Annotated in this window: 19 protein-coding genes and 1 pseudogene; 8 read left to right on the forward strand and 12 right to left on the reverse strand. The window is 61.1% G+C overall.

The window, feature by feature from the left end; genetic code table 11:
• A partial coding sequence (locus tag CK219_RS23630; RefSeq protein ID WP_095769047.1) for an exodeoxyribonuclease III occupies nucleotides 1-539 on the forward strand: 539 nt, incomplete at its 5' end.
• Nucleotides 540-589: 50 nt separating this feature from the next.
• On the opposite strand, the gene CK219_RS23635 is transcribed toward CK219_RS23630, so the two are convergent.
• Together CK219_RS23635 and CK219_RS23640 are read right to left on the reverse strand one after the other, a co-directional pair.
• Nucleotides 590-1,441 carry a plasmid partitioning protein RepB C-terminal domain-containing protein gene (locus CK219_RS23635; protein WP_245340587.1) on the reverse strand — a complete coding sequence of 284 codons (852 nt, stop codon included), beginning with the start codon at nucleotides 1,439-1,441 and terminating at the stop codon, nucleotides 590-592.
• A 2-nt stretch (nucleotides 1,442-1,443) separates the two neighbouring features.
• Nucleotides 1,444-3,009 (reverse strand): recombinase family protein, encoded by a 1,566-nt coding sequence (locus CK219_RS23640; protein WP_245340588.1) that lies wholly within the window; start codon nucleotides 3,007-3,009, stop codon nucleotides 1,444-1,446.
• A 138-nt stretch (nucleotides 3,010-3,147) separates the two neighbouring features.
• On the opposite strand from CK219_RS23640, the gene CK219_RS23645 reads away from it, so the two are divergent.
• The 3 genes from CK219_RS23645 to CK219_RS23655 all read left to right on the forward strand — a co-directional run bounded on the left by CK219_RS23645 (nucleotide 3,148) and on the right by CK219_RS23655 (nucleotide 5,102).
• Nucleotides 3,148-3,333, forward strand: coding sequence for a type II toxin-antitoxin system HicB family antitoxin (locus tag CK219_RS23645; protein ID WP_245340605.1), 186 nt, complete (start codon nucleotides 3,148-3,150; stop codon nucleotides 3,331-3,333).
• 175 nt (nucleotides 3,334-3,508) lie between these two features.
• Nucleotides 3,509-3,826, forward strand: coding sequence for a YMGG-like glycine zipper-containing protein (locus CK219_RS23650; protein ID WP_095769050.1), 318 nt, complete (start codon nucleotides 3,509-3,511; stop codon nucleotides 3,824-3,826).
• Nucleotides 3,827-4,004: 178 nt separating this feature from the next.
• Complete coding sequence (locus tag CK219_RS23655; protein WP_141245399.1) at nucleotides 4,005-5,102, forward strand: acyltransferase; 1,098 nt, start codon at nucleotides 4,005-4,007, stop codon at nucleotides 5,100-5,102.
• Between the two features lie 54 nt (nucleotides 5,103-5,156).
• Here CK219_RS23655 and CK219_RS23660 read toward each other — a convergent pair whose 3' ends face one another.
• Complete coding sequence (locus CK219_RS23660; RefSeq protein WP_095769160.1) at nucleotides 5,157-6,329, reverse strand: acyltransferase; 1,173 nt, start codon at nucleotides 6,327-6,329, stop codon at nucleotides 5,157-5,159.
• A 1,309-nt stretch (nucleotides 6,330-7,638) separates the two neighbouring features.
• Between CK219_RS23660 and CK219_RS23665 the strand changes: the two genes are divergently transcribed.
• A complete protein-coding gene (locus CK219_RS23665) occupies nucleotides 7,639-7,854 on the forward strand; it encodes a hypothetical protein (protein WP_095769052.1) in 216 nt (71 codons plus the stop codon).
• 404 nt (nucleotides 7,855-8,258) lie between these two features.
• Here the strand turns inward: CK219_RS23665 and CK219_RS23675 are convergent.
• Nucleotides 8,259-8,996: pseudogene (locus CK219_RS23675) on the reverse strand (SDR family oxidoreductase); the annotation flags it as partial.
• Nucleotides 8,997-9,011: 15 nt separating this feature from the next.
• Here CK219_RS23675 and CK219_RS23680 point away from each other — a divergent pair.
• From CK219_RS23680 to CK219_RS23690, 3 genes are all read left to right on the forward strand, one after another.
• Nucleotides 9,012-9,986 (forward strand): AraC family transcriptional regulator, encoded by a 975-nt coding sequence (locus tag CK219_RS23680; RefSeq protein WP_348628344.1) that lies wholly within the window; start codon nucleotides 9,012-9,014, stop codon nucleotides 9,984-9,986.
• A 266-nt stretch (nucleotides 9,987-10,252) separates the two neighbouring features.
• Entirely contained in the window at nucleotides 10,253-12,886 is a 2,634-nt protein-coding gene (locus CK219_RS23685; RefSeq protein ID WP_095769056.1) for a PD-(D/E)XK nuclease family protein, read from the forward strand.
• Nucleotides 12,886-16,188 (forward strand): UvrD-helicase domain-containing protein, encoded by a 3,303-nt coding sequence (locus CK219_RS23690; RefSeq protein WP_095769057.1) that lies wholly within the window; start codon nucleotides 12,886-12,888, stop codon nucleotides 16,186-16,188. Before CK219_RS23685 ends, CK219_RS23690 begins: the two co-directional genes overlap by 1 nt.
• A 489-nt stretch (nucleotides 16,189-16,677) precedes the next feature.
• Here the strand turns inward: CK219_RS23690 and CK219_RS23695 are convergent, their stop codons facing one another.
• The 8 genes from CK219_RS23695 to trbL form a co-directional block, all read right to left on the reverse strand.
• On the reverse strand, nucleotides 16,678-17,595 hold the full coding sequence (locus tag CK219_RS23695) for an NADP-dependent oxidoreductase (RefSeq protein WP_095769058.1): 918 nt from the start codon (nucleotides 17,593-17,595) through the stop codon (nucleotides 16,678-16,680).
• Nucleotides 17,596-17,751: 156 nt separating this feature from the next.
• Complete coding sequence (locus CK219_RS23700; protein ID WP_245340589.1) at nucleotides 17,752-18,456, reverse strand: nitroreductase family protein; 705 nt, start codon at nucleotides 18,454-18,456, stop codon at nucleotides 17,752-17,754.
• Nucleotides 18,457-18,583: 127 nt separating this feature from the next.
• Nucleotides 18,584-19,540: an AraC family transcriptional regulator gene (locus CK219_RS23705; RefSeq protein ID WP_095769059.1), complete on the reverse strand. Its 957-nt coding sequence runs from the start codon at nucleotides 19,538-19,540 to the stop codon at nucleotides 18,584-18,586.
• Between the two features lie 811 nt (nucleotides 19,541-20,351).
• Nucleotides 20,352-20,573 (reverse strand): DUF2274 domain-containing protein, encoded by a 222-nt coding sequence (locus CK219_RS23715; protein WP_095769061.1) that lies wholly within the window; start codon nucleotides 20,571-20,573, stop codon nucleotides 20,352-20,354.
• A gap of 1 nt (nucleotide 20,574) precedes the next feature.
• A complete protein-coding gene (locus tag CK219_RS23720) occupies nucleotides 20,575-21,711 on the reverse strand; it encodes a TrbI/VirB10 family protein (RefSeq protein WP_095769062.1) in 1,137 nt (378 codons plus the stop codon).
• Nucleotides 21,708-22,724: a P-type conjugative transfer protein TrbG gene (gene trbG, locus CK219_RS23725; protein ID WP_095769063.1), complete on the reverse strand. Its 1,017-nt coding sequence runs from the start codon at nucleotides 22,722-22,724 to the stop codon at nucleotides 21,708-21,710. Before trbG ends, CK219_RS23720 begins: the two co-directional genes overlap by 4 nt.
• Entirely contained in the window at nucleotides 22,721-23,410 is a 690-nt protein-coding gene (gene trbF, locus CK219_RS23730) for a conjugal transfer protein TrbF (protein ID WP_095769064.1), read from the reverse strand. Before trbF ends, trbG begins: the two co-directional genes overlap by 4 nt.
• A gap of 3 nt (nucleotides 23,411-23,413) precedes the next feature.
• Nucleotides 23,414-24,775 carry a P-type conjugative transfer protein TrbL gene (gene trbL, locus CK219_RS23735; RefSeq protein ID WP_095769065.1) on the reverse strand — a complete coding sequence of 454 codons (1,362 nt, stop codon included), beginning with the start codon at nucleotides 24,773-24,775 and terminating at the stop codon, nucleotides 23,414-23,416.

The raw sequence follows: 24,775 nt of genomic DNA on the forward strand, positions 1-24,775 counted from the left end.
GCCGGGGCTTGCCTGGCGATCCCGACGACACGCACAGCCGATATCTGGAGGCTGAAATCGACGGCCTGGTCGTCGGTTGCATCTACCTCCCGAACGGCAATCCGGCGCCGGGCCCGAAATTCGATTATAAGCTGCGCTGGTTCGAGCGTCTTGTCGACTACAGCAAATCGCTCTTGGGCGAGCGCACGGTGCTTTGTGGTGACTTCAACGTCGTCCCGACTGAGATCGATGCCGTAGTGCCTCGGCGGTGGTTGGGTGACGCCGTCTTCTTTCCGGAAAGCAGGGAGGCCTATGCCCGCATGCTGAGCCTAGGGTGGGTCGATGCCATGCGACTAATCCACCCTGGCAAGGGCATCTACACCTACTGGAACTTCTCCTACCGAGGCGGATACGATCGAAGCTCCGGCCTGCGAATGGATCATCTGCTTGTAAGCCCGTCCCTTGCGGAGAGCATTCTGGCCCCGGGTGTCGACGTCGAGACCCGTGGATGGGAAAAGCCGAGCGATCACGCACCCGCCTGGATCGATGTAGGCGGATAAGGCGCTTTGGGCCAAGATCAAAAGGCTGCCCAAGTCCGGAGAAGAATTCCTCAAATCCGCTCACTTGTTCCAACGGGCGGTGTGCGTTTCTGAAAATGACATTCGCGAAAGTCGAGCAATCTTTGGTAGACCTCAAGGTGGCCGGCAAAATTGCGCGCCAGAAACCGCACCAGCTTCGGGTTGTTCAGCAGTCTGTCAAAATAACTCGTAACGGTGATCAGGTTGAGCGCCGTTGCGCCATGTGTGCTTTCGGCGCTTAGATATTCATGGCTGACCTTGGCCAGGTCAGTTTCCATGGCAGCCAATTGCGATGAGGAAATGCCCTCATATTCCTTTCGGCGAGCGAAGGGATCGGCGAGTTGCGATCGTGGTGTCAGCGCGATCAAAACTCTCACCACTCGAAATTGCACGCGGTCCAAGGCTAGCATGAGACGCACGATTTCAACCTGCCGGCTGGGCACAACCTCTCGCAACATCGGGAAAATCTTCAAGGGGGCACCAAAATCGTTCAGGAGGTCAAAAGCTTCGAGACAGACACCCCCGACAAGCTGCGGCTCGGCCGGGAAACTAAACGGGCCTTGCTGTTCCTCAGGATGGGATTTGGGTCCGTTTGTCGAAAATTGCGTCAGGATCCAAGGCAGCGTCGCGAGATCATGCGCCTGCAGCAAAGCGCGGAACGGAGCGTTGGTTAGGATCTGACCGGTGGCGGTGACGACGCTTTCAAGTTGGTGCTGCGCTGCGTCGGCTTCTCTGATGAAAGCCTGCATATGGTCCAACTCGCGCTTGTAGGTCTGCAAGAACGCCGGACCACGCAATGGATTCAGAGGTGCCTGCAATTTGTCAGTCAGACGAATGGCGTGTCGGTTGTTCTCCACGAAGCGACGCAGTTCGGCCTTGGTCATTTTCACGGAATTGCCGAAATCGACTGTCGCCTCGCCATCTCCACCACCGGATCGAGCGAGGCGAAGAGGAAGGCATCAAGGCGCACGCCGTTGTTTGCGTTGAGCATGCGAGGGGCGGATTGCGCTTCATGAACGGGCGCAACGAGGAAGTCACGAACGGTTTGATGGTCGGGCTTCATTCTTATCAGAATCGTCACATCTGGCCCGACGAGGCCTCGGTTCCAAAATATCCAGCGTGGGTAGCCGGTGACGATAATCCGATAGCGCGCGATCCATATCGCGACGGAGAATTCTTCATTGACGCGCAAAAGCTTCGTTTTGGGATCGTACAGCGCCGAACCACCGACCTTGTCAATGTTGGACATCAAGTCTTCGACGACTTGCTGCCGAATCTGTTTGAGCCGGTTGCTGATATCGAGTTTGAGATAATTCGCCGACCCGTCGTATCCAATCAACTGGTAGGCGGCCTTCATGCTTCCAAATCGGTGCCAGTAAATGCCGGCTGAATGACAGCCGGGGGCGGCGTCAATGATCGGGCTCGACAGCTTCCCCCGCTCTTTCAGGAGCTTGGTCAGGTCGGCCAGCAGTTCCTCATCGGGTTTGAGGTAGGCGCGCGCCCGCTTGATAGCTTGGGCGCGATCGAACAGCGCCCGGGTCACGAGCGGCTCGATGACATTGTCGGCGCGAACAAATGCGCTTGGCGGATTTCTTACCCGGTCGTGCAGAAGCCTATGGGATATTCGGTTCCAGACATTGTTGCCGATATATTTTTCGCTGGCCAGTATCGTGCCAACGCAAGCTTTGGTCCATGGTCGTCCGCGTTCAGTGAGCAGGCCGCGAGCGTTTAATGCAGCCGCAATTTCGGCTTCCGTTTTTCCCTTTTTCACGAATTGATTGAAGATCCATCTTACGGTCGAGATCTCGCTTCTTGGCCCCGGGACCAGAATCACTCGGTCGCTGGCCAGCCCTTTTCGCTCGTTGCGATGAAGCATTGCCTTAGGATTTCCGGCACCGTCGACAAGAAGGCGCCTGAAGCCATAGCCGGCGGGGCCACCGCCGCTGAAACCCAGCGCGACTATTCGGCTTTGACCGACGAAGACCCTGTTCGACAGCATGCGGCTGTACTCCGCGGCCATGCTGCGTTTGATTGCCTTCAGGACGTCGGAGCCGATGCTGCCATCGTTGACGAACAGCTCGGCGCAGAACTCGATCCGCACGCCGGCCATCTGGCATCGGTACTCATAAGTGGCGCTTTCGTCGGTGTTCTGGAACCGCCCCCACCGGCTCACGTCATAGACAACGACGGTTTCAAACTCGGCTCGCCGGCTTTCCACATCTTCCAACAGCCGCCGCAGGCCTGGGCGCCCCACGAGGCTGAGGCCACTTCGCCCGGGATCTTCATAGGTTGCAACAATGTCGTAACCCATGACGTTCGCATAATTGCGGATTGCATCTCTCTGGTTGTCGATCGAGTAAATCTGCCTCTCTGTGGACATGCGCAGATACTCGGCCGCACGAATCCTTGGCCTCCCAAGGGGGCCGGCGAGAGCCGTTGCTGACTTGTCCATCGCCTTGCACCGTCGTGCTGGTGCCTTAAACTAGCGGTCGATGACCGTGCGGCAAGGGAACGGAATGCGCCAATACGTCGGGATGATCCACAAAGGGGACGCCAGCGATTACGGCGTGTCCTTTCCTGACTTCCCGGGATCGTCACCGCCGGCGCAAGTCTCGAAGAGGCGCGCGAATTAGCCGAACGGGCTCTCGCTTTCCACGTTGAAGGTCTGATTGACGATGGCGAGGCCGTCCCAGCACCTACCTCGCTTAAGCAGGTAGTAGCAGACCCCGTCAATCGGGAACTCACAACCATCATGGTCCCATTGAGGACTCGCTGAAGGCTTGCTGCGAGAGAGCTCCCTTTTCGGTTTGGCAACCATGGCGTTCAACCGGCGGGAAACCGTGATTCACTTCGTGAGCGGGCTCTGCCGCCGTTCCGCCGCAATGCGACCGCACTCGGGCTCTGTTCGCCCCAGCCTGTCAGTCACCCGGGGCTTCAGAGGAGTTCTAGTGATGATCATCAAGAAGGCTATTCTGGCGGTGCTGATGACCGCGGCTCTTGCCGGCTGCGAGACACAGACCGAAGGCCAGCAGCGGGCCACCACCGGCGCGTTGATCGGAGGCGCCGGCGGCGCGCTGGTCGGTCAGGCGATCGGCGGCAACACCAAAAGCACGGTGATTGGTGCCGCGAGCGGCGCACTTCTCGGCGCCGTGGTCGGCTCAGCCACCACACCGCAGCGCCGTGGCGAGCAGCTCTGCCGCTATCAGGACCGCTACGGGCGCATCTACACCGCGCCCTGCGACGACCGCTACTACAACGGCAATTATTGATCCTGTCGGGTTTTCCTTCTCCCCGTTAACGGACTTCGTGACGGGGAGAAGGTACCCTCCCGTTTCCGGGGGACGCATACCACTAGCGTGCGCCGCAAAAGGTTCTTGTGCGACGCAGCAATCAATGCGTAGATTGATTTGGGCGACTTTGGCGGGTTCGGGATGACCGGAGATCGGTTTGAGACCGGAGACGACCCACTTCGACGCGCTTCACGGTTTGCGTGGCATCGCCGCTGTTCTGGTGATGCTTGGACATTTTCGCGAGCTGACGGCGCAGCACTTTGACCTGGCGCCGTCGGGTTTCCTCGCAGTCGACTTGTTCTTTCTGCTGAGCGGCTTCGTGATTGCCCACGCCTATGACGAGAAGTTCCGAAAAGGGATGTCTTTCCGGGAATTCGCGGAAACCCGCATCGTCAGGCTCTACCCGTTATATTTCGCCGCCATAGGTATCGCCATGGCCGGCGTGGGCGTGTCCATCGCGATGCACGGGCTAGGCTCGTATTCGCGGCTGGATTTGTTTGCGAGCCTTGCCTTTTCCCTGCTTTTCCTGCCGACGCCGCCGACGCTTTCGATCGTTCCAAGCGTGCTTTTTCCGCTTAACGGTCCGGCTTGGTCGCTTTTCTACGAACTGGTCGCGAACGCTTTTTTCGCCGCGCTGGCCTTGAGGCTTACCGGCCGCTTGCTCATCGCTATTTCCGGCCTTGCCTTCGTGGCGCTGGCGCTGATGGCCTGGGACGGCATGATGATCGGCGGCGGCGCCCATTGGCACAGCACAATCGCTGGTCCCGTCCGGATCGCCTTTTCCTTCTTCCTCGGCGTTTATCTGCGGCGATACGCGCCCGGGGAAAGCCGGGACGGCAATCTCTACATGCCGTTTCTCCTGGCGCTTTGCGCCGGGCTGATGATCTTCCGTCCCGCCACAAATGCGCAATTGTACGATCTGGCGATGATAGTGCTGGTCTGGCCCTGGCTTGTTCTGACGGCTTCCCGCTTGCGGCTCTCGGGCTTCTGGCGCGCAATCGCCCTGTTCTCCGGCAACATCTCCTACGCCATCTATGCGCTCCACACGCCGCTGACCTGGATGGTGAACGTCCTGGACGAGTTCGCCACCGGAACTCCGTGGAACCAGCACGGCCTGACGTTCATCGTGGTGACATCCATCCTCGTCATCGCGGTTTCGACATTCGCGCACTATGTCTACGACAAGAATGCCCGCACCCTGCTGCGGCATCTGCTTTCGCTGCGGCGCACACGCGAAGAGGTGACGCAGTTCTAGCCGAAGGCCTGCCGGCATGGCTTGCGATCGGACACGCGCTAGTCGGTGCTGATGCTACTCGGCGGGACTTGGCTTAAGCGCCGGCTTCTTCCGCGCGAACCGGCTCAGCACCGCCCGGCCGAGTTGCTGGCCGGGCATCTCGATGACCCTGTAGGTGACGAAGGAGAGAAGGATGACCGACGGCAGCACGATCGCCAGCACGATGGCGAAGCGCAGCGGCGCGCCGAGGCCGTCGCCATAACGGGTAATCACGAAGCCCGCCACGGGCTGCAGAGTGAGAAGATGGATCAGATAGATGCTGTAGGACAGTTCGCCGAGCACATGAAAGATGCCTCCGCCCAATGCGACGGCGACTTTCCGCGCCACGGTGCCCGCCTTGCCAGGCAGCATCCGATAAAGCACGAGGGCAAAGAAGCCCAGCACCAGCGCTTCGCGTATCAGGAATTTCGAAAGCCCGTAGCCGTCGCCAAAGGGAATCGCAGCAAGCGCCATGGCCAGGGCCAGATGCAGCAGTGGCCTCGGTTGGCTTTGTGCCAGGACGCCCGCCAGCAGCATGCCGCAAAGAAATACCTGGATCTTCAGCGGCAGGAAAGACGGCATCGGGAAATAGACCGACATCGACTTGAGGAGCGCCACCGCCAGGCCGCCGAGGGCCGTCACGACTAGGGCGCTCCATATCCAGTCGAAGCGGCGCACCAAAAGCATCAGCGCCGGGAAGACTGCGTAGAACTGCATTTCCAGTCCCAGACTCCAGTCTGGCAGCGGCGTGCGGTAGGCGAGATTCGGAGAAAGGCCGAACAGGAATGTCAGGTGGGCGAGGATGTTCTTCAGGCTGCCGTCGAGAAAGCGCTCGGGCGCCTGTGGCGCGCGCTGCAGGAAGGCATCGATGACCGTCCGTGAGTCATAGAGATCGGGCCCGAGCGCCAGTGCGAAGAACAGCATGACGTAGAACAGCGGCGCGATGCGAAAATAACGCCTCGCCCAGAATTTCAGCCAGGTCTCAGGCCGTTGCCAAGGCTCCTTGGCCTGGCGCAACTGATAGTGAAACACCATTAGGAAGCCGGACAGCATGATGAAGAGATCGACGCCGAGCGCAGGGTCGCCAAGCACCGGAATATGCCAGCCGGTCAACAGCAGGCAATGACCGACCAGCACCCACAGCGCGGCGGTGGCGCGAAGGCCATCCAGGCATTCGATGCGCGATGACTCGGCAAGGCTATTGTTCATGCTGCAATGCAGCATGGCGAGCGAGGCGCGAATGTCAACCCGCGATGGTCATCATCTGAAACCTTGTTGCGGTCACTTCCGACCAACATCCAGCAGATAGCGACCGCGCAGGTTGCGTAGCTCCGCGACGCACGAGTCCGGTTCCGTCGACCATATGGCGCGACTCAGCAACGACGAAGACTATCCGCTGATGGTTTGGCCCACGCAAAAGCGGGGTTAATCCCGGCCTCCGAGCAGAATTTTCGAACGGCCTGCCCGGGCCGAATGGGAAAGGTGGATTTTTTGTATCAACTGAGAAAAGAGTCGGCCGAGGCGTCCGCAGCAGAACGTTCGGCTTCTTCTCTTGCCGCATGACGGCAGGAATGCTGGGGCTCCGGCACTTCGGGTCAGACGGAGGGCGAGTAACACTTTGCCGCTGTCGCGAATTTTCCGCTTCGCCGGCAGTCTGCCCACATACGGCAAAAGGCTCGATCGAGCCGTTTATCGTGTCCATTCCAATAACAGCAAGGCGTCGTGAGCTGAATGGCTGATTTACCAATTGGACGCCAGAAAGCTGCCGATCTGCTCACGGCCCCAATTCGGTCATCTCGGACATTCATTTGGGAGGCCGTTCCCTGGAGGCTACCGGATGACATTTGGTGAAGCTCGGAATGCGGCGATAACGCGGTAAGCACTCGGTTTGGCGGTGGTCTGCCGAAAATCACAATTCTGAAAGCGGTGCCGACTCCCGGGTATCTGCGCCATCTCGGAGTCCATGGCCGATCAAACTCTGACGACCAGCGAATGTCGGTTTCGGTTGCTGGGCGTCCCGCAACCAACGTACTTGCAATGCGTCATCTTTGCAGTGCAGGTAGGCCGAGCTCAATCTGTGTTCTTTGTGTTCGGTTCGCCAGACCATACGAGAGAGTACGAAGGATATGGATTGGCTAACCATCCGCTAAACCATTGATTTTCTTTAAGTGTCTCACACCCTCCCGGGCGATGTCCGGTCGACTGCCTTGCCCTGCTCACCTCTGCCAGGGATGAACAGTCGATGCCCGATTCATCTCTGGTCACGTCGGATCCATCGTGAATATCGAAAAAGAACAACGGCCTACCCAGGCACTCTGAGATATTCTCTAGTCTCCCGGTCCAACTTTTCACCTAAATAAATGTTCCTGCGCGTTCAAAAAGCCCATGTTGTTTGCGCAAACCTCAAATGCGAATGCGGACCGCCCCTGGAAGGCCTAGAGATCGTGTGTCGTCCGGTTTGTCATGGCGCACGGACGCTGGGAGCAAATAGCACTCTCGCCAATGACGAGGCGCTGAGATGCACACCGAAATCCTAGAATCGTCCGACCTCGAAATGCTCACTCGCGTTCTGCACCACCTGTGCAAGCAGGAGGGACATCAACTGGACTCGGGTGATGCGCAGAACGTCGCCGCCAAACTGGTCTATCTCTTCCAGAGCGGGATGGTGGATGAGTTTGACCTCATGGACACCATCGAAGCCTGGTCGCGCGAGAACCTGCGCCGCTTTGGGTGAACAGCCGCTCCTCAGATAGCAAAATCGACTGCATGGTGCGGCGCAAGCTGCTAGGTCAAGCGGGCGTCCGCGACAGCCGCTTTCTATTCGCCCTAATCTTCCCCCCGTAGTAACTTGGGAGCTTGTCTGCTGATGCGCCCATCGCGAGCATCACAGTTGCGCGGCCGGCAGCCTCGATTTTTTCACTGATCATCAACTTAGCTTCGCGTTCAGCCGCTTTGCCGCCGTTGACAATTCGCATACCTCGAAGCCAGATCACTTGCTGCGCCTCCAGTATGGAAAGAGAGAGATCGACCCATGGGTTGAACATTGAGCGCTCCTGATTGGCATGAGAGAACGGCAATCTCGCTCGTCCGTTCCGCCGAATTGGCCGGTCGACAAATTTCTCTCTGGAGCGAGTCGAAGGCCATGGCATCGGCGCCTGCGGGCTGGCGCAAGGGACAGTCCGGCTTGGTCACTGCCCGCCAAATGGCCGCAATCACGTCCGCCGGCTCGGTGATCTTCGCGTTCGCCGCCGCCGCGTGAGCGGCAAAGACCTGCTTGGCAATGGGGCCATAGGCTTCGGGAATGCCCCCCGCTTCTGCCATCTTGCCGCGTGCGTTGGCCCCGAAACCGGTCCCTGGAGCTTGGCCGGGCAGGACCAGCCGCGTGCGGATGCCGAAGGGCTCGAGCTCCAGCGCGAGGCATTCGGTAAAGGCATTCACCGCAGCCTTGCTGGCCGTGTAAATCGGTAGCAGTGGCAGCGCCTTCAGCGTTGTGCTGGAAGAAACGTTGACGATCGTCCCCGCTCCGCGTTGCCGGAACTGCGGCAGCACGGCGCGGACCATCTCGATCGTGCCGAAAGTGTTGGTCTCAAAAATTTCGCGGATTATCTCTTCCGGCGTGCCCTCCAGCGGTCCCATCCAGCCGATGCCCGCATTGTTTACGAGCGCATCGATCGGACCTGCTGCCTCGACCGCGCGGCCGATCGCATCGCGCTCGGTCACGTCGAGTTGCAGGATGCGCAGTCGATCGGAGGCGGGCAAGACATCCTCGCGCGGGCTGCGCATCGTGGCGACGACCGACCAGCCCTTGTCGATGAAGTGGCGCGCGGTCTCCAGACCGAAGCCAGAGGAGCATCCGGTGATCATCACGGTACTCATGGGGTGTCTCCTTTGTTGGATGCTTTGGATATCGACCTTGCGGAGCGAACTTTCTATAATCGCATGTCCTTGATTGTTTATCGAAAGTCCGAAATGTCGGATCCGCTTTCCGAAGTGATCGCCCTTTTGCGTCCGCGCGCGCCCTTTTCGAAGCTGGTGGACGCTTCCGGCCCCTGGCGCGTACGGCGGACCGAGGTTGGACAGGTCTACTATTGTCTGCTCCTTGCCGGTCAGGCGCGTCTCGAGGTGGACGGCAAGCCGCCGATGAACCTTTGCCAAGGCGATTTCGTGCTGGTGCCGGCGGTGCAGAGCTTTTCCATGTCGAGCGCCGATCCCGAACCGCCGCCTGGGCTGGAAAGCCGCCCTTTGATCCGTCCGGACGGAACAGTGCGGATCGGGCCAGAGAATGCCCCTGTCGAGGTGCAGCAGCTCATCGGGTATTGCAGCTTCGGCGCCCCGGATGCGGAGCTGCTGGTGTCGCTGCTTCCCGATATGGCCATGGTGCGGGGCGAGCAGCGTCTTGGCGACCTGGCGCGACTGGTGCGGGACGAGGCGAGAGCGGATCGCCCGGCACGCGACGTTGTTCTGGAACATCTGCTGCAGGTGCTACTGATCGAAGCTCTGCGTTCTGCGACCGAGACGAGTGCCACGCCAGGCCTGCTGCGCGGGCTGGCGGACGACCGGTTGACCGGCCCGCTGCGCGCCATCCACGCGGCGCCAGATCGCGCATGGAGTGTGGCCGAGCTGGCACGTGAGGCGGGGCTGTCCCGCTCGGCCTTCTTCACTCGATTCAACCGAGTGGTGGGCATGGCGCCAATGGAATACCTGCAAAGCTGGAGGATGACGCTGGCCAAGCACATGCTTAGATCGCGGCAGCACAGCATCGCGCAGATTGCGGCGAAGACCGGATATGGCTCGACGAGTGCCTTCAGCTCAGCCTTCTCGCGGTGCATGGGGGCGCCGCCAGCGCAATACGCCCGCGGTGCGTGAAGCGGCGAAATCAGGTGTTTATAGCTGTGCCAGTGGGGGGCCGCAAGCTGCAGGTCCGCTGTTTGACGGAACGGCCAACCAACTGCCGCTCCGAAATGTAAGCTTGCTGCCGAGAACGATCCCGCAACCGCGTTGCCAGGCAACAATAGAGGTTGTCACTGCTTTTGTACGCGGCAGCCTTGCAGTTCAGAGTCCCTGATCTAGGATGCGCCGGAACCACCGTCGGAAGTCCGGCTTGCAGCTCTGCAACAAATGTCCTTGTCACCATGGAACGTCACACCGTCGTCGTCGAGGGCACTTTAGCCTTTCGCATGCAGCGTGTTGCAGCCGCTCAAGCGGGTGACCACGGCCTCGACGTCACCACTTTCCCGCTGCTGGCTGCTCGCCTCGCGGGTGGTTTCAGCCGTCCAGCCGATCACGCAACCCTCGTGCCAATCGTCGCACAAGCACTCGCAGAGACCACTTTTGAAGAACTCGAAATGGTCAAGGCAAGACCTGGCATGGCGAGGGCCGTCCTCGCTAGTCTGGATCGGGTATGGACCGCTGACATTCGCCTTGGCGGTCCGCTCAATCCGAGCGCCCGGCTGCGCGACCTTGGTCACATCGAAAGCTTTCTGCGCCAGCATCTTCCAATCGGCGCGCTGTTGCCCGGGGACCTGCGCGATCGAGCGCTTGCGCGCATCGTTCATGCGCGCGCTGTCGTCGGCCCTCTCCATCTCCACCGGCTTGTTTCCGTCGACCCGCTCTGGCGACCGCTCATCGAAGCGCTCAGCTCGGTAGTCGAAGTTACGTGGGACGCGCCGGCCACGCGCGATCGAACCTGGTTTCCTGGTAAGATTCTGGCGACGCCTCTGCAGTCTCCTGAACATCTGATCTGTGAGGTTTGCGCCGACCCTCGCGCGGAGGTGGTTGAAGCGCTTCGCTGGGCGCGTGCGTTGTTGAGCGATGGTGTAACGCAAGCCAGTGACATCGCGATCGCAAGTGCTGACTTGAGCGTGTGGGATGATCACATGCTGGTGCTGGCGGCGGACGCTGATCTCCCGATCCATTTCGCTGGCGGCGTTTCAGCCCTGAGCACGCGCGCCGGCCAGACCTGCGCGGCGCTCGCCGATGTTATGATCAACGGCTTGTCGCAGGATCGTATTCGTCGTCTGTCGCTGCTATCACCGTACCTATCGGAGGCGCTTCCGGCTGATTGGATGAAAGGAATCCCCACCGAGGCGGGACTTTTCGAGCCGGAGCACTGGGCGCGCAGTCTAGAGACACTCTCGCATTACGAGGGAACCCCAATCGCAACGATCGTAATGCCAGTGCTCTACGACCTAGTCGGCGGCGCAAAAGCTGCGGTCAAACTCGGAAAGTCGCTCCTGCGCGGCAGCAGCCTTGGGCTCTGGCAGGAGGCGCTTCGTTTGGCGCCGGCCGCAGCAATGGAGATGACCCTGACGTCCTTGCGCATTGCAGACGAGAGTGACCCTGCCAACAATGTGGTCTGGGGACGGGCGGCGGACCTGGTTGGAGCGCCACGAAAGTATATGCGTCTGCTTGGGCTTTCGAGCAGAAGCTGGCCGCGTGGCGACAATGCGGACCCGCTACTGCCCGAGCATGTGCTTAACGAGCGTGAGTTGGTGGACCTGCCCCGGCTCGAGCACGATCGGCTGACCTTTGAGATCTTGACCGGCCACCCAAATTCGAAGGTTACGCTGTCGCGCAGCAGGCGATCGGCGGAAGGCGCGTTCCTTGCCAAAAGCGGATTGCTACAGCATCGGGTTGCCGAGCGTCTGCTTTCGCGGACGCGAACGCCGGAGCATGCGTTTAGCGAAGGTGATCGTCTACTGGCTCGTACCGATGATGCGCTCGCCTTGCCGCGCATACAAAGCGTTATTTCTTGCTGGGCGGACTGGACGCGCAGGCTTGAGACAACGCCACATGACGGCGGGTTCCGAGAGCACCATCCGGCCATTCTGCGCGCTCTGAGCTTGCCGCAATCCGCTACCTCGCTCCGGCGGCTTTTGCGTGATCCATTGGGCTATGTCTGGCTAAGAGTGTTAGGGATGACCGCGCCTGAGCTTGCGGTTCAGCCGCTGCAACTCGATGCGATGACCTTCGGTGAGCTCGTCCATGAATTGCTGCGCCTCGCGGTCGATCGTATGCCCAGTGTTGTCAGCGCAACGCCAGAAGAAATTGATAGCGCGCTTGAGGCCGCGGTCAAAAGCATCGCGGAGGACTGGCCGCTAACCCGGGCAGTGCCGCCGAGGTTGCTTTGGTTGGACACGATCGACGAGGCGCGGCGACGGGCCCGCCGCGGACTGACTGTTGATGACCGCTTCGGTCCTGGTACGCAAAGCTTTAGCGAGGTGCCGTTCGGCACGCCTGAGTCGCAGGCAAAGAATTCCGTTCCCTGGCATGAAAACCAACAGGTTTTGATCGGTCGTTTCGGGATCCCGCTGAAAGGCCGCATTGACCGTGTCGACGTGAAGCCGGACCGCCGTGGTGTCCGGATGTCCGACTACAAGACCGGAAAAACGCCGCGCGATCTGCGCGGCGTCGTCCTCGCCGGCGGAGCGGAAGTTCAGCGCGTACTCTACGCCGTTGCGATCAAGCAGCTCATCCCCGAGGTGAGTGCGATCATCTCCCGCCTGGTCTACCTCGACACCATGGAACCTCCGGCGCGCCTTGAAGGCGATGTGCTCGAACAAGCGGAAGAGAAGCTGCTACGCTTCATCGACATCGCTGTCGAAGGGCTCAGAGCTGGGATCGCCCATCCGGGACCAGATGCGTTCGCAGACTACAACCAACTCAGGATCGCGCTGCCTGCGGCGCTTGATCGTTACCAGGGGCGCAAGGATGAAGGTTTCAACGCCGGACAGCACAAGCTTGCGCCCTTTTGGAGGGAGCTGTGATGCTGAGCGACGCCCTTGAGCGCCGTCGCGTTCTCACGGAACTCGACAGGACACTGCTGGTCGAAGCGGCAGCGGGCACCGGCAAAACGTCACTTATTGCCGGCCGCGTCGTCATGCTAATGTTGTACGGTGAGCCGCCGCGCAGCATCGCCGCGATTACGTTTACCGAACTGGCTGCCAGCGAGCTGTCGCTGCGCATTCGCGAATACGCAACCCAACTGCTGGGAGGAGAAATCCCGAAGGTCTTGCGCGACGCTGTAACCCTTGAGCTGCTCGACGAAGAAAAGAGCAGCCTCAAGTCGGCAATTGATGCCCTCGACGAGCTAACCGCGTGCACCATTCACGCGCTGTGTCAGCAGATTATCATGGCCTATTCCGTCGAAACGGGACTAGATCCCGGTTCGCGAATGATGGATGGGCCTGCGGCCGACGCGATGTTCGAGAGCGTCATCTCCAAATGGCTGTTCGAGCGTCTCTCAATACAAACCAGGGAGGGCGAGGATCCGGTGGCGGTCCTCTCCAAGTTCGAACCGTTGAAGGTCGTCAAGGATAGCTTCGACCTTGCCAAGCTCAAGCTGGAGCATCCAGGGGCCGGCACCGCTTCGATCGACTTCTCGCTGCGCAAGGATATCGATTTTGTCGAGAGCGTCCGTGCGTTCCGACGCTGGCAAGAAGACTATCCTAAAGAAGGCCGCACCAGGGCCTTGGTCGCAGAATTCGAAACCCTCGCCGCATTCTACGAGAGTTGCTTCGAGAAGGAGCCCACCTTTGCTCGGCTATGGGAACTTGCCGACCCGCCGCGTACTGCCTCGATGAAATGGAACGAGTTCGCTTTCAAAAAACAGCGCAATCTCGGCTATTGGAAATCAGCCTATGGCAAGGACAAAGGACCAGAACTTGCTCAGCAGGCTGAGGCGCATTCCAATAACTGTGAGACGCAATTCGCAGAGCTCCTCGGACAGATCGGCGATGCCATGGTCGATCAGATGTCACGTGCGCTCGATCCCGTCACCGACCTCTATGTCGAGCGCAAGGGCGAGGCGGCCGTCCTCGACTTCGACGACCTCCTGCAGCGTGCCCAAGCCCTTGTGACCAAAAACGATGCCGTGCGCGAGGCAGTCGGTCGACGCTTTTCGCATATCCTCGTCGATGAATTTCAGGATACCGACCCGATCCAGGCCAGCATCCTGTTTTCGATCGCGGCGCGCGCCATGCCCGATCACTGGCAGAATGCCGACCTTCGCGACGGGGCGCTGTTCGTGGTCGGCGACCCCAAGCAATCCATCTACGCCTTTCGTGGTGCCGACATCGACAGCTACAATCAGGCGAAGCGGACGATTGCACGCCTAGGGGACGACCGCGTTGTCCATATCGGGGCCAACTTTCGCTGCCAGCCAGGCATCATTGAGTACGTGAACGCCGCGTTCCAACCCGTCCTTGATGCTGACGGTCAGCCAAGTTATGGCGCACTCAGCGCAACGCGCAAAGGCGCCATCCATGGACTGCCTTCCGCGTCCCATGTGACCATTGGCGACGGTCGATCGGCGAGTATGCCCGAGCAGCGCGACGACGAGGCGGCGATCGTTGCGCGGATATGTTCCAAACTGGTCGGTGCAATCGAGATCGAAGACGAGCACGATGGCAGGCGCCGCCTACTTGAAGCGGGCGACATTGCCCTGCTTGCGCCAACCGGCACCGACCTTTGGCGCTATGAACGGGCACTGGAGGCGCTCGGGCTTGCTGTCGCGTCGCAAGCTGGCAAGACGCTGTTACTCCAGCAAGAGACCCAGGACGTTCTAGCGCTGCTGCGCACGCTTGCGGATTCGCGCGACCGGCTTGCCTTCGGTGCTTTCATGCGTGGACCCACGGTGGGTCTAACCGATGAAGAGCTGCTCGACATCGCCGAAGAGGTCCATCAGGCCGGACCTGCCGCTGCACCGACTGGCCTCTTTGACATCACAACACCGCCGGCTCTGGTGTCCCATCCCGTCGCCAGATCAATCCTCGAGATCCTGCAAAAACTCCGAGCAAGGGTGAACGTCACGACACCGCGAATTTTGTTGGCCGAGGCCATCGAGCAGCTTCAACTGCGCGTCGCATTGTCCGCGCGCAGCGGCAACAACCGTGCCGCGCGCTCTCTCGCCAATCTTGATCGCATTGTTGAACTCGCGCGGCCATTTGACGTCCGGGGGCTCCGGTCCTTCGTCCGTCATCTGCAGCTCGATTGGGATCGTCGAGCCTCGCGGCAGGAGGGCCGGATCGACGCGTCGAAAGACGCGGTCGAGATTGTGACCATTCACAGCGCCAAAGGCCTTGAGTGGCCGGTGGTGATCCCCATCAACATGGGCACGCGCGCAAGACCCTCCGAGCGGTTCGTCCATCGTCAATCCGACAACACGCTGCACTGGATCATCGGCGGTGTCTGTTCCTCGGCGCTCAAGCTTGCTCGCGAGGAGCAAGCGCAGCGTCAGACGCTGGAACATCAACGGATGTGGTATGTCGCCTCTACGCGTGCCCGCGATCTGCTGGTCGTTCCCAATCTTTCCTCGGCCAAGCCAGGCGCATGGTCGAAGCTGCTCAACCTGAGATTCGATCTGCTTGAGGAATTGCAGTTCAACCAGTTGGAGCCGCGAACGCCGACCAGTTTCGACGCCGTCGCGTTGCCTCAAGATGCGGATATTTTCGCACGGCAAGCCGCGATCGTTAAGGCAGCCTCGCCCTCACTGCGCTGGACCAATCCCAGTGCCCACGATGCGGACCGTGCCGAAATCCTCCTGCCGGCCTTGGCGAGCGAATCGAGCGGCGTGTTCGAACATGTCGAGCCCATAGGCGCCGGCAGGACTCGCGGGCTGGCCCTTCACAAGCTAATGGAGGAACTTCTGACGGGCGAACTATCGCCCCAGGATGACGTCGCTGCACGCGCTGAACATCTTCTCAACGAACTTCTTACCATCGAGTCCGAGGAGGGATCTCTCCCGGTTCCAAGCGAACTCGCAGCAACCGCGTTGCAGACCTATCGGCTGCCTTATGTGCAGCGACTCTTGCCCGTGCTTGTGCCTGAATTGTCTGTCTGGGGCGAGATAACGCCCGGTAATCTTCTCGCTGGCCGAGTCGATGCGATCGCAATCGAGGGTGGCAAAGTGCTGGAGGTTCTGGACTGGAAGAGCGATCGCGACACAAGGCTGCACCGCGTTGCGTATGTCCAGCAATTGCAGGGCTACCTACAGGCAATCTCCGCGCCACGGGGCGCGATTGTGTTTATGACTACTGGTGAAATCGTGCCCGTCCTACACGCGAATTGAAGTTTACCAGCCACGCACCGTAATGTTCGCTAACCGAAAGCCGGGCGAACAAACCGCATGAGCCATGGTCGCGCAATCCAAGCACGTCACGCGACGAAAAGTCAGGCTTAAGCCTGCCTCGTTTTGTGTCTGTATTGGCGGTAGGTGGAAAGTGCCTGTGCAGGCCCGCACATTTCGGAAAGAGGCTGGCGCTCTGCCGACTCGCTTGGATGTCAACTGATGTGAACCGGTTCGGCCCGCCGGCACCGAATGTGGGCGCCTTTCGGACGGGCAATTTGGGGTCGTTACCGGACTATCCGGCTTGGATCCAAGAGATGCAAGCTGCCGTTCGGCCGTGACCCCGCCATGCGCTCGGTTTTCTGGTGGGCTACGCGCAGCCCATCTTGGAAGGCCCAGTCGTAATCGCGTCGTCATATCGCTCGGCGCGCGGCCCGCTGGGACGCGTAGAGATATCGAGGAGAGAGGAGCCGGGCTCTCTCCTAGGAGACCTCACGGATGGACGCGAATGACGGTCTTCCCCGCCCGCCGCTCAATTGAGTTGAAGGTGGCGATGGCATTTTCGAGGGACGAGACCTTGCCGATGTTCGTGCGCAGCCGTCCGTCCCTGACTCGCTGAATTAACTCCGATAATTGGGTGCGATCAGCCTCGACGACGAAGTCGATCGTCAAGCCGTGGGCGGGTCGAACATCCGTCGGCCCGACGACTGTCACCAGCGTTCCTCCAGCCCGGATCAGGGCTGCGGACCGCTTCTGGATATCGCCGCCGATGACATCGAACACTAGATCGACGACACCGACGTCCTCCAGAGTATCGTTCCCGAGGTCGACGAATTCATTCGCACCGAAGTCGAGCGCCTTCTGGCGGTCGGCTGCGCGTCCGGTGCCGATCACATAGGCGCCGGCTTCGCGTGCAAGCTGCGTCACGACCGAACCGACGGCGCCGGCCGCGCCATGGGCAAGCACGCTCTGTCCCGCCTGAAGGCGGCCATGCTGGAACAGGCCCTGCCATCCGGTCAGGCCCGAGATCGGCAGGCTCGCGCCGACCGTGAAGTCGACATCGCCGGGCAGCGGCGCAAGGTTGCGTGCTTCCATAGCGACATACTCGGCGAGTGTGCCGTCGCGATGCCAGTCCGACAGGCCGAACACCCGTTGGCCGATCGAAAGTCCGGTGGTGCCGTAGCCTAGGGCGGTGACCACACCGGCCAATTCGTGGCCGAGGATCGACGGCGTCCGATCACGGAAGGCCCGATCGGCCCAGGTCGAAGGCCACTCCAGTTCGGTGTTGACGAAACCCGCCGCGTGAACCTGAACGACGACGTCGTTTATCGCCGCCCGCGGCTCGGGCCGCTCCACCAGCTTCATTCCGGCGGATCCTGCCGCCTGGTCCGTAACAACGATTGCTTTCATGGGACGTGTCTCCTTCGTGATTGTTGGTTCGAGGTAAGTTGTAGGCGTGGAATATCCTTTCCATCGCTCACGCAGTTGGCCGTCTGCTCGACGCCTTCCGCGACGACCTTGACGTTGAATTGCAGTGTGGTGCCGACGAGACTGCGCTACGGTGAATCATGCAAAGTCGAGCACATCGGCCACAGGCATGCGCGGCTTCTGCGGCCAGTTGCCGGCTCGCTCCGGGCCGACGGTCAGCAGCATGACGGGCACTTCGTCTTCGGCCAGGCCGAACTCGCTGTGCACGGCCTCGTCGTCGAAGCCGATCATGGGCGTGGAACCCAGGCCCAGCGAACGGGCCGCGTAGATGATCGCTGCGGCGCCGAAGGTCGCGGAGCGCACGGCTTCGTCGCGCTGGCGCTGCGGCTGGTTGTCATACAGACCGCGAGCGGGGATTTCCCATTCCGGCACAAGGTGCGCCGGCATGATGCCGGCTTCCACCACCGGCGCCAGACGGTCGGGGACGGTGCTGGCATCGGCAAGCTGGCCGATGATGATGAAGGTCACCGCGGCGTCGGTGATCGCGGGCTGATTCCAGGCGATCGGACGCAGCCGTGCCTTGGCTTCAGGCGAGCGTACGGCGATGAAGCGCCAGTTCTGCAAGTGGAAGGAGGTTGGCGCGGACGTGCCGATGCGCACCAGGTCGCGGATCTGGTCGTCGCTCAGGATGGCGGCAGGGTCGTAGTACTTGGCGGCGCTGCGGCTCAGGATGGTTTCGATGACGGCGTTCGTTCCGAGCGCGTTTTCGCTCTTCCCGGTCTCACCGAAGATCTCGGCAGCTACGCGGGTTGCGGGTCGGGTGGCGGTGATGATGCAGTTCATTGGATGGCTCCCTTATCAAGTGATTGCGGAAGCCAATTTACGGGCAGATATGATAATTTCGAGTCTGAATTAACTCAATATGATGCTCGAAAGGATCAAACCGCGCCTTCAGATCCTGGGCCGCGTCTTACTCGCCCTTGCGCGCCAGTCGCCGCCACTCACCGGGCGTCATCCCCATCCTTTCCGCAAAGACACGCCGGAAGGCCGAAACCGATTGATAACCAACGGTCTCGGCTACAGCCTCTGTGCTGATTGCCGGTTTCCTGAGCTCGTTGGCGGCCAGGCTCATGCGCAGATCGGTCACAAAGTCGAGGGCGGAGCGACCCAATTTGTCCTGAAACTGGCGCATGAACGTGGCGCGTGACATGCCGCACAAATCAGCCAATTCGGGCAGTTTCCAAGGCCGTGCCGGATTGGCGAACATCGCGGCCATGGCTGGAGCAAGGCGCGGGTGGCCCGCCAAGGCCAATAAGCCCTCCGGGGCTTTCCCCGATTGGCTCGCCGCCCGCAGGACCAATGTGAACAGGGCCGACGAAAGCGCGTTGAGAATGGCGCGTCCTCCGGCTCGGTCGCCGGCTGACTCCATTCGCATCAGTCCGACAAGACCGGCAAGTTGGTTGGAAGCGGACCCGATGCCTTCTTCCGCATGGCCGTCCGTTGCCCGCGCCACCAGATTTGTGGGCAGGTAGCCGCGGATCAGCCGATCATGGGGCGACGCGACGAAAAATCGCCCACACAGCAGGTCCAGTTGCTCGCCCTGGCTATCGTTCTCGCTCAGCATCCATCCGGCAGAGCCTAGGCTTTCGTGCGTCCGGATTGGTGTTTGCCCGCTACCGTCGTGCAGCACATGCGGCGCACCGTGGGGGAGCAATACGATATCTCCGCTCACCAGCTCCCTCGCCGTTTTCGACTCCGGGTCCTCAAGAATGGCCCGGCCCCTGACTATGACATGATATGGGATCTCGTTCGCCGCCGCTCGGTCCCAGGCGATACGCCACGGCGCACCATAGGCGCAGCGGACCTCGAGCTGGCCGGTTATCGCGATGATTTGCAGGAGATGGCTAAGCCAGTCCACTTCAGACATTGGGCCCCGAAAACCGGAAACGGTGAAACATCTTATCGCAATTGTGCATTGGTTCTACCGATCGGCCACGTTCCACACCTGGCTCCGTATCGGGCCAGTGAGCGAGCGACGATTGGAACAAGGGGCGTGCATCAGACGCCACAATAACGTCCGGCTATGTTGGCAGGGTCGCCGCTCAACTGATCGACAGCTTTCAGGAAATAGCCAAGCTGACTTGAATGACGGAAATGAGGCGCATTGCCGCCCGATAGGTGTCGGACCGGTTGCTGACGGTCCGGTCCGGTTCCGGGCTTTCTCGGCGAGTAACTGCCATTGAGCAAGCGGCCCCATTTCTGCCGTACCGGCTCTCCTGTTACACTCCCAAGAGCTGTCATTCACTAAGCGCAGGCAGGTTTGTAGTACGCCAAAACCTTGTTCGAACCATTTTGCCGGGATTGACGCTTTGCTATCGCAATAGCCGTGCCTGGCCCAGGACCGACGAAGAGCCAAGTAAGAAATCTAAGGATTGTCCAGACATGGGCCAGCCCGCAGCCCTGGAGAGCAGCCTCGATCATCAGCGGTTGGTTGTCGAGGGCGATGGGGCCGCGAACCTCGACGTCGATCTCTTCGCCACCTTTTCGAACTGCCAAATATATATTGCACCGCTTCGAAAGCGACATCTAATACGTCAGTGCTCGCGAAGATCAGCCGGTTTCAAGACAAGCTGAACAGATTTTCCAATCTCATGGCCGGATTCCGACCGATGTGCCGTGCGCGACGGCAGCATATGAGCGTGTTTTCCTAGCTTGCCCCGGCCACGGGACAACCTTGTCTAAGCCTTCTCCTTCTTTGCTTTCGCAAAACCGCGATCCGTTGCGACGAACCGTTCAAGCATCGGGACGATCAGGCGCGATGGATCGGCAGATGGCTGCCCGGTCTCCCGCCCAAGGATCTCTGCGTATTTCACCAAATCGCGATGCAGGGGAGCCGGCAGTTCCACCGTAATCTTCACTGGCTTGTCGTCACCGATCGTTGCGAGTTTCAACTTGGCCATGTCAATCTCCGTATCGTTCAAGGGCAAGGTCGCGGGTGACGAGGACGCGAACGGGAAACCCGGGCCGGATCGTGAGCGTCGGGGCGATAGCGAGTTGCCGCTGAACGACCTGCTGGCCTACCTGGCTGACGCTATCCGAAGCGCCGCTGCGCAGAGCCCGCACGATATCGCTGTCTTGATCAGAAGAACCGGCCTGCGCGCCAACGCTCAGAATGGTCGACAACGCCGCGGCCTTGAACAACTCGCCCCAGTGATAATCGACGTCGTCCTCTAGGCCGGCATAGCCCTGTGCGTCCGCGCCAGGTTGCCGCTCCAGCACCATGGAGCGTCCGTCGGGAAAGATCAGCCTGTTCCAGACAAGCAGCACGCGGCGCTGCCCGGAACCAATTCCGCTATCGTACTGCCCAACAATACGAGTGCCTTGCGGGATAAGCAGCGAGCGGCCGGTGAGGCTGTCATAGACATTTTCGGTCACCTGAGCGCTGATCTGCCCGGGAAGGTCCGACCGGATACCCGTAATGAGCGCGGCCGGGATCACGGCACCGGCTTGAAGCACATAGGGTGACGCGGGAGGCGTGATGTGATCCGGGGCCACTGTACGCCGGTCAGCGGCGGTGGACAGGAAGGAAAGCTGGCGATCCTGCGCATTTGGCTGAGCGTACTGACTGGCAGGATCGCTAACAGGAGGGGCGGACGCTTCGGCGGTCTTGGAATCTCCTTGCGCTGTCTGGAAGAAGACGCGCGAGGTTCTGGCCGCTTCCTCTTCGGCTCGTCGGCGCTGCTCGGCTTCGTCAACCGCAGGGCTCGCGATTGAGGGGGGCACGACGGCCTGCCCCTTGTTCTGAGCATCAAGGATCGGCCTGCCGAGATCGCCGGGCAGCGGCAGGCCAAGAATCGGACCGGCATAGTCCCGCGGCAGTCTTGCCAGTCCGTCGGCGGGCGGCCGATTGGAGGTAGGGTAGAGTTCCTCGCCTTGCCTGAATGTATTGGCGTCCTGCAGAGCGTAAATCAGCGCACCGCCGACACCGAGCGAGGCGACGAAGCCGATGCCTGCGAGCATCTTGCGCGACAGACGCGTCACACGCGGCGGGTCGGCGCGAAGCCGCATGGGTTCGACGGCCATATTCTTCTCGTTCATGGCTGCAGCGCTCCCCTTGTCGGCAACCCATCCGTTCTTCTATCGACGCGCACGATCCTGACCGTCTGCTGCCGCTTGCCGGCGCCAAGACGCAGTTCGGCCGCGCCAAAAACGCGGTCGACGATGAGGATGTTTTGATGGACGCGGCTGTTGGTGATTTCAGCCTCGCCGTCCGGACCGATGACGAAAATCGGCGGCATCTCGCCTTGCACGATGCCGCGCGGAAACTCGATATATACCCTGCGGCCATCGTCATAGGCGCTCACCGGCTTCCAGGGCGGGCTGTCGCCGGTGAGGCCGTAGCGATAGTTTCGCGCCGTAACGTCCGGTATGACCGGCGTTGCGGGGATCGTCTGCAGCAAGCCCGCTTTCAGAGCCGGATAGGACCACGCAACGGCGGGCATGTAGGGCTTTGCGCCTGAGCGTAGCTCAAGCATATAGCTGCGCCGGTCCGTGGCGATGATAAGGTTCGTTGTGATGTCCGCCCGCGAGGGTTTCACCAGGACGTGGACGCGTCGGGCAATGCCGGACCCGCTTTCGGTGTCGCCGATGATCCAGCGCGCGGTATCACCTGCCGCGATCGGACCGTCTCCGGTCAGGCTCTCGCCCGGCTCAAGCGCGATGTCCGTTATCTGGCCAGGTGAGGCGTAGACCTGGTAGAGCGCTCCTTCGCTCCATGGGTAGATCTGAATTGCGTTGTAGTAGCCCTGACGGCGCGGTTCCACGCGCGCCGCGGCGTTTGCGTTCTCGACGCGGGCGGCCGGCGTATCTCCGATGGCGCCGCCTCTCGCCGGCGCCCAACCTGGTGGCACGCGAAGAGGTTTCGGCCGTTGGTCGGTCGCGGCGGCCGGAGCCGGCGGCAAGGGCGGAACATAGGTATCGTAGCTGATCTTCGGCGGCTTCTTCGCAGGCGTGGCGCAACCCGCAAGCAGCGTCGTCCCCGACACCAGCATGGCCGATAGCAGATATCTTGGGAAAGTCGTGCCGGCAACAAGACACGATGTCGGGCTCATTGGCTCATCTCCCGCGACCAGTTGATGGCGTTGACGTAAATACCGAGCGGATTGGCGCGAAGCCGTTCGGCGTCGCTTGGCATCTGCGTCACGATCGTCAGGATCGCGGTCCAGCGCTCGCTGCCTGAAAGCTGACCGTTTTCGTAGTGGTGCTCGATCCAAGCGACACGAAAGGAGCCCGGCGAGGCTCTGATGACCGACGAAATATCGACCGCGACCTGCTGCTTGCCGACCTTGGAGAAAGGATCCGCAGCGCGAGCGTAGTCGTTGAGCGCCGCAGCACCCAGGTCGGTGGTCCAATCATAGGCGCGCAGCCAGTCCTGGCGCAGGATGATCGGGTCAGCGGGGATGGAGCGTACCTGCTCGATAAAGCGGGCGAGATGCCACGCGATCTGCGCATCGGTCGGCTTATAGTCGGGGGTTGCGGGCTCGATCGCTTGAGCCTGGCCCAGCTTATCGACCTGCACGACCCAGGGCACGACGGTGCCGCGGCCCGACTGCCAGACCAGTGAGGTGGCGAGCCCCGCCGACAGGATGAGCGACCCGAACGCCATGGCGCGCCAGTTGCGTGCCTGCACGCGTGCGGAGCCGATGCGTTCATCCCAGATCTGCGCCGCCTTTTGATAGGGAGTTTCCGGTCGAGGGCTCTTGCCGTAATGGACGGCGGGGCGCCTAAAGATGTTCATGGGTCATTCGCCTTCAGAAAGAGAAATCGAGGCTCCGCCCCCATGGCTGTCACCGGCGCGCACCGCGTGGGCGGCGGTCTGGGCGCCGTGGGCGAGGCGTTGAGAGCGATGCAAGCGTCTGGCCCATTCGGGCTGTCCTTGAGTGCCGGATGGCTTGCCCACGCCGGACGCGGTTGACGCCGCGGCGCCGCCAATCGTTCCCATGGTCGACGAGCCGCCGGTGATTTCAGCGGCCGAACCGACGCCAGAGGCAAAGTTCGACTTAAGAGCTTGATCGGTGTTTGCAGCGGCGCGCTTGAGTGGAGAGATTGCCGCTGAAGCGCCAGCGCGCGCAATGCCGCCCAAGCCGGAGGCGATGCCTGTCACGCCAGACTGGCCGGCGGCGCCAAGCGTATACGCGGCCGAACCGCCGCCAGCGAGTGAGGTCCCGCCACGCACGGTTGAGGCCGCCCCCGCGAATGCGGCTGTTCCGCCCCGCGCCGCGAGGCTGGCTGCTCCGTAGCCTGCAACTGCGATGCCGCCGGCCGCAAGGCCGGTTCCGACGGCCGCACCGGCGCCGAGCTGCGGTCCACTCGCGACCAGGCCGTTGGCGATACCGGGACCGAATATCCCGAGGCCAAGCAGCGACAGCGCCGCCAGCACGATCGCCATGGCCTGGTCGATGGTGGGGTTCTCGCCGCCGAAGCCTTGGGTGAATTCGCCGAAGAGCGTCGATCCGATGCCGATGACTACGGCAAGCACCAGAACCTTAATGCCGGACGATATGACGTTGCCGAGCACGCGCTCGGCCATGAAGGCCGTCTTGCCGAAGAGGCCGAAGGGGATCAGCACGAAGCCGGCCAGCGTCGCCAGCTTGAACTCGATCAGCGTCACAAAGAGCTGCACTGCCAGGATGAAGAAGGCGAGCAGGACGAGCGCCCACGCAAAGAGCAGGCAGGCGATCTGGATAAAGTTTTCAAAGAAGGAGATGTAGCCCATCAAGCCGGAGATCGCCTCAAGCAACGGTCGTCCGGCGTCAAGACCGGTTTGCGCCACCTTGCCCGGGTGCAGCAGGTCCTGTGCCGAAAATCCGGTTCCACTCGCCTTGAAGCCAAGACCGGAGAAACTCTCGAAGACGATCCGAGCAAGACCGTTCCAGTTGGAAATCAGATAGGCGAAGACACCGACGAAGAGCGTCTTCTTGACGAGCCGCGCAAGGATGTCGTCATCGGCGCCCCAGCCCCAGAAAAGCGCGGCAAGCGTCATGTCGATGACAATCAGCGTGGTGGCGACGAAGGCGACCTCGCCGCCGAGCAGGCCGAAGCCGCTGTCGATATAGCGGGTGAAGGTTGCCAGGAATTGGTCAATGACGCCGGTATTGCCCAT

It is taken from the genome of Mesorhizobium sp. WSM4313, assembly GCF_002294725.1.
GTDB lineage: Bacteria > Pseudomonadota > Alphaproteobacteria > Rhizobiales > Rhizobiaceae > Mesorhizobium.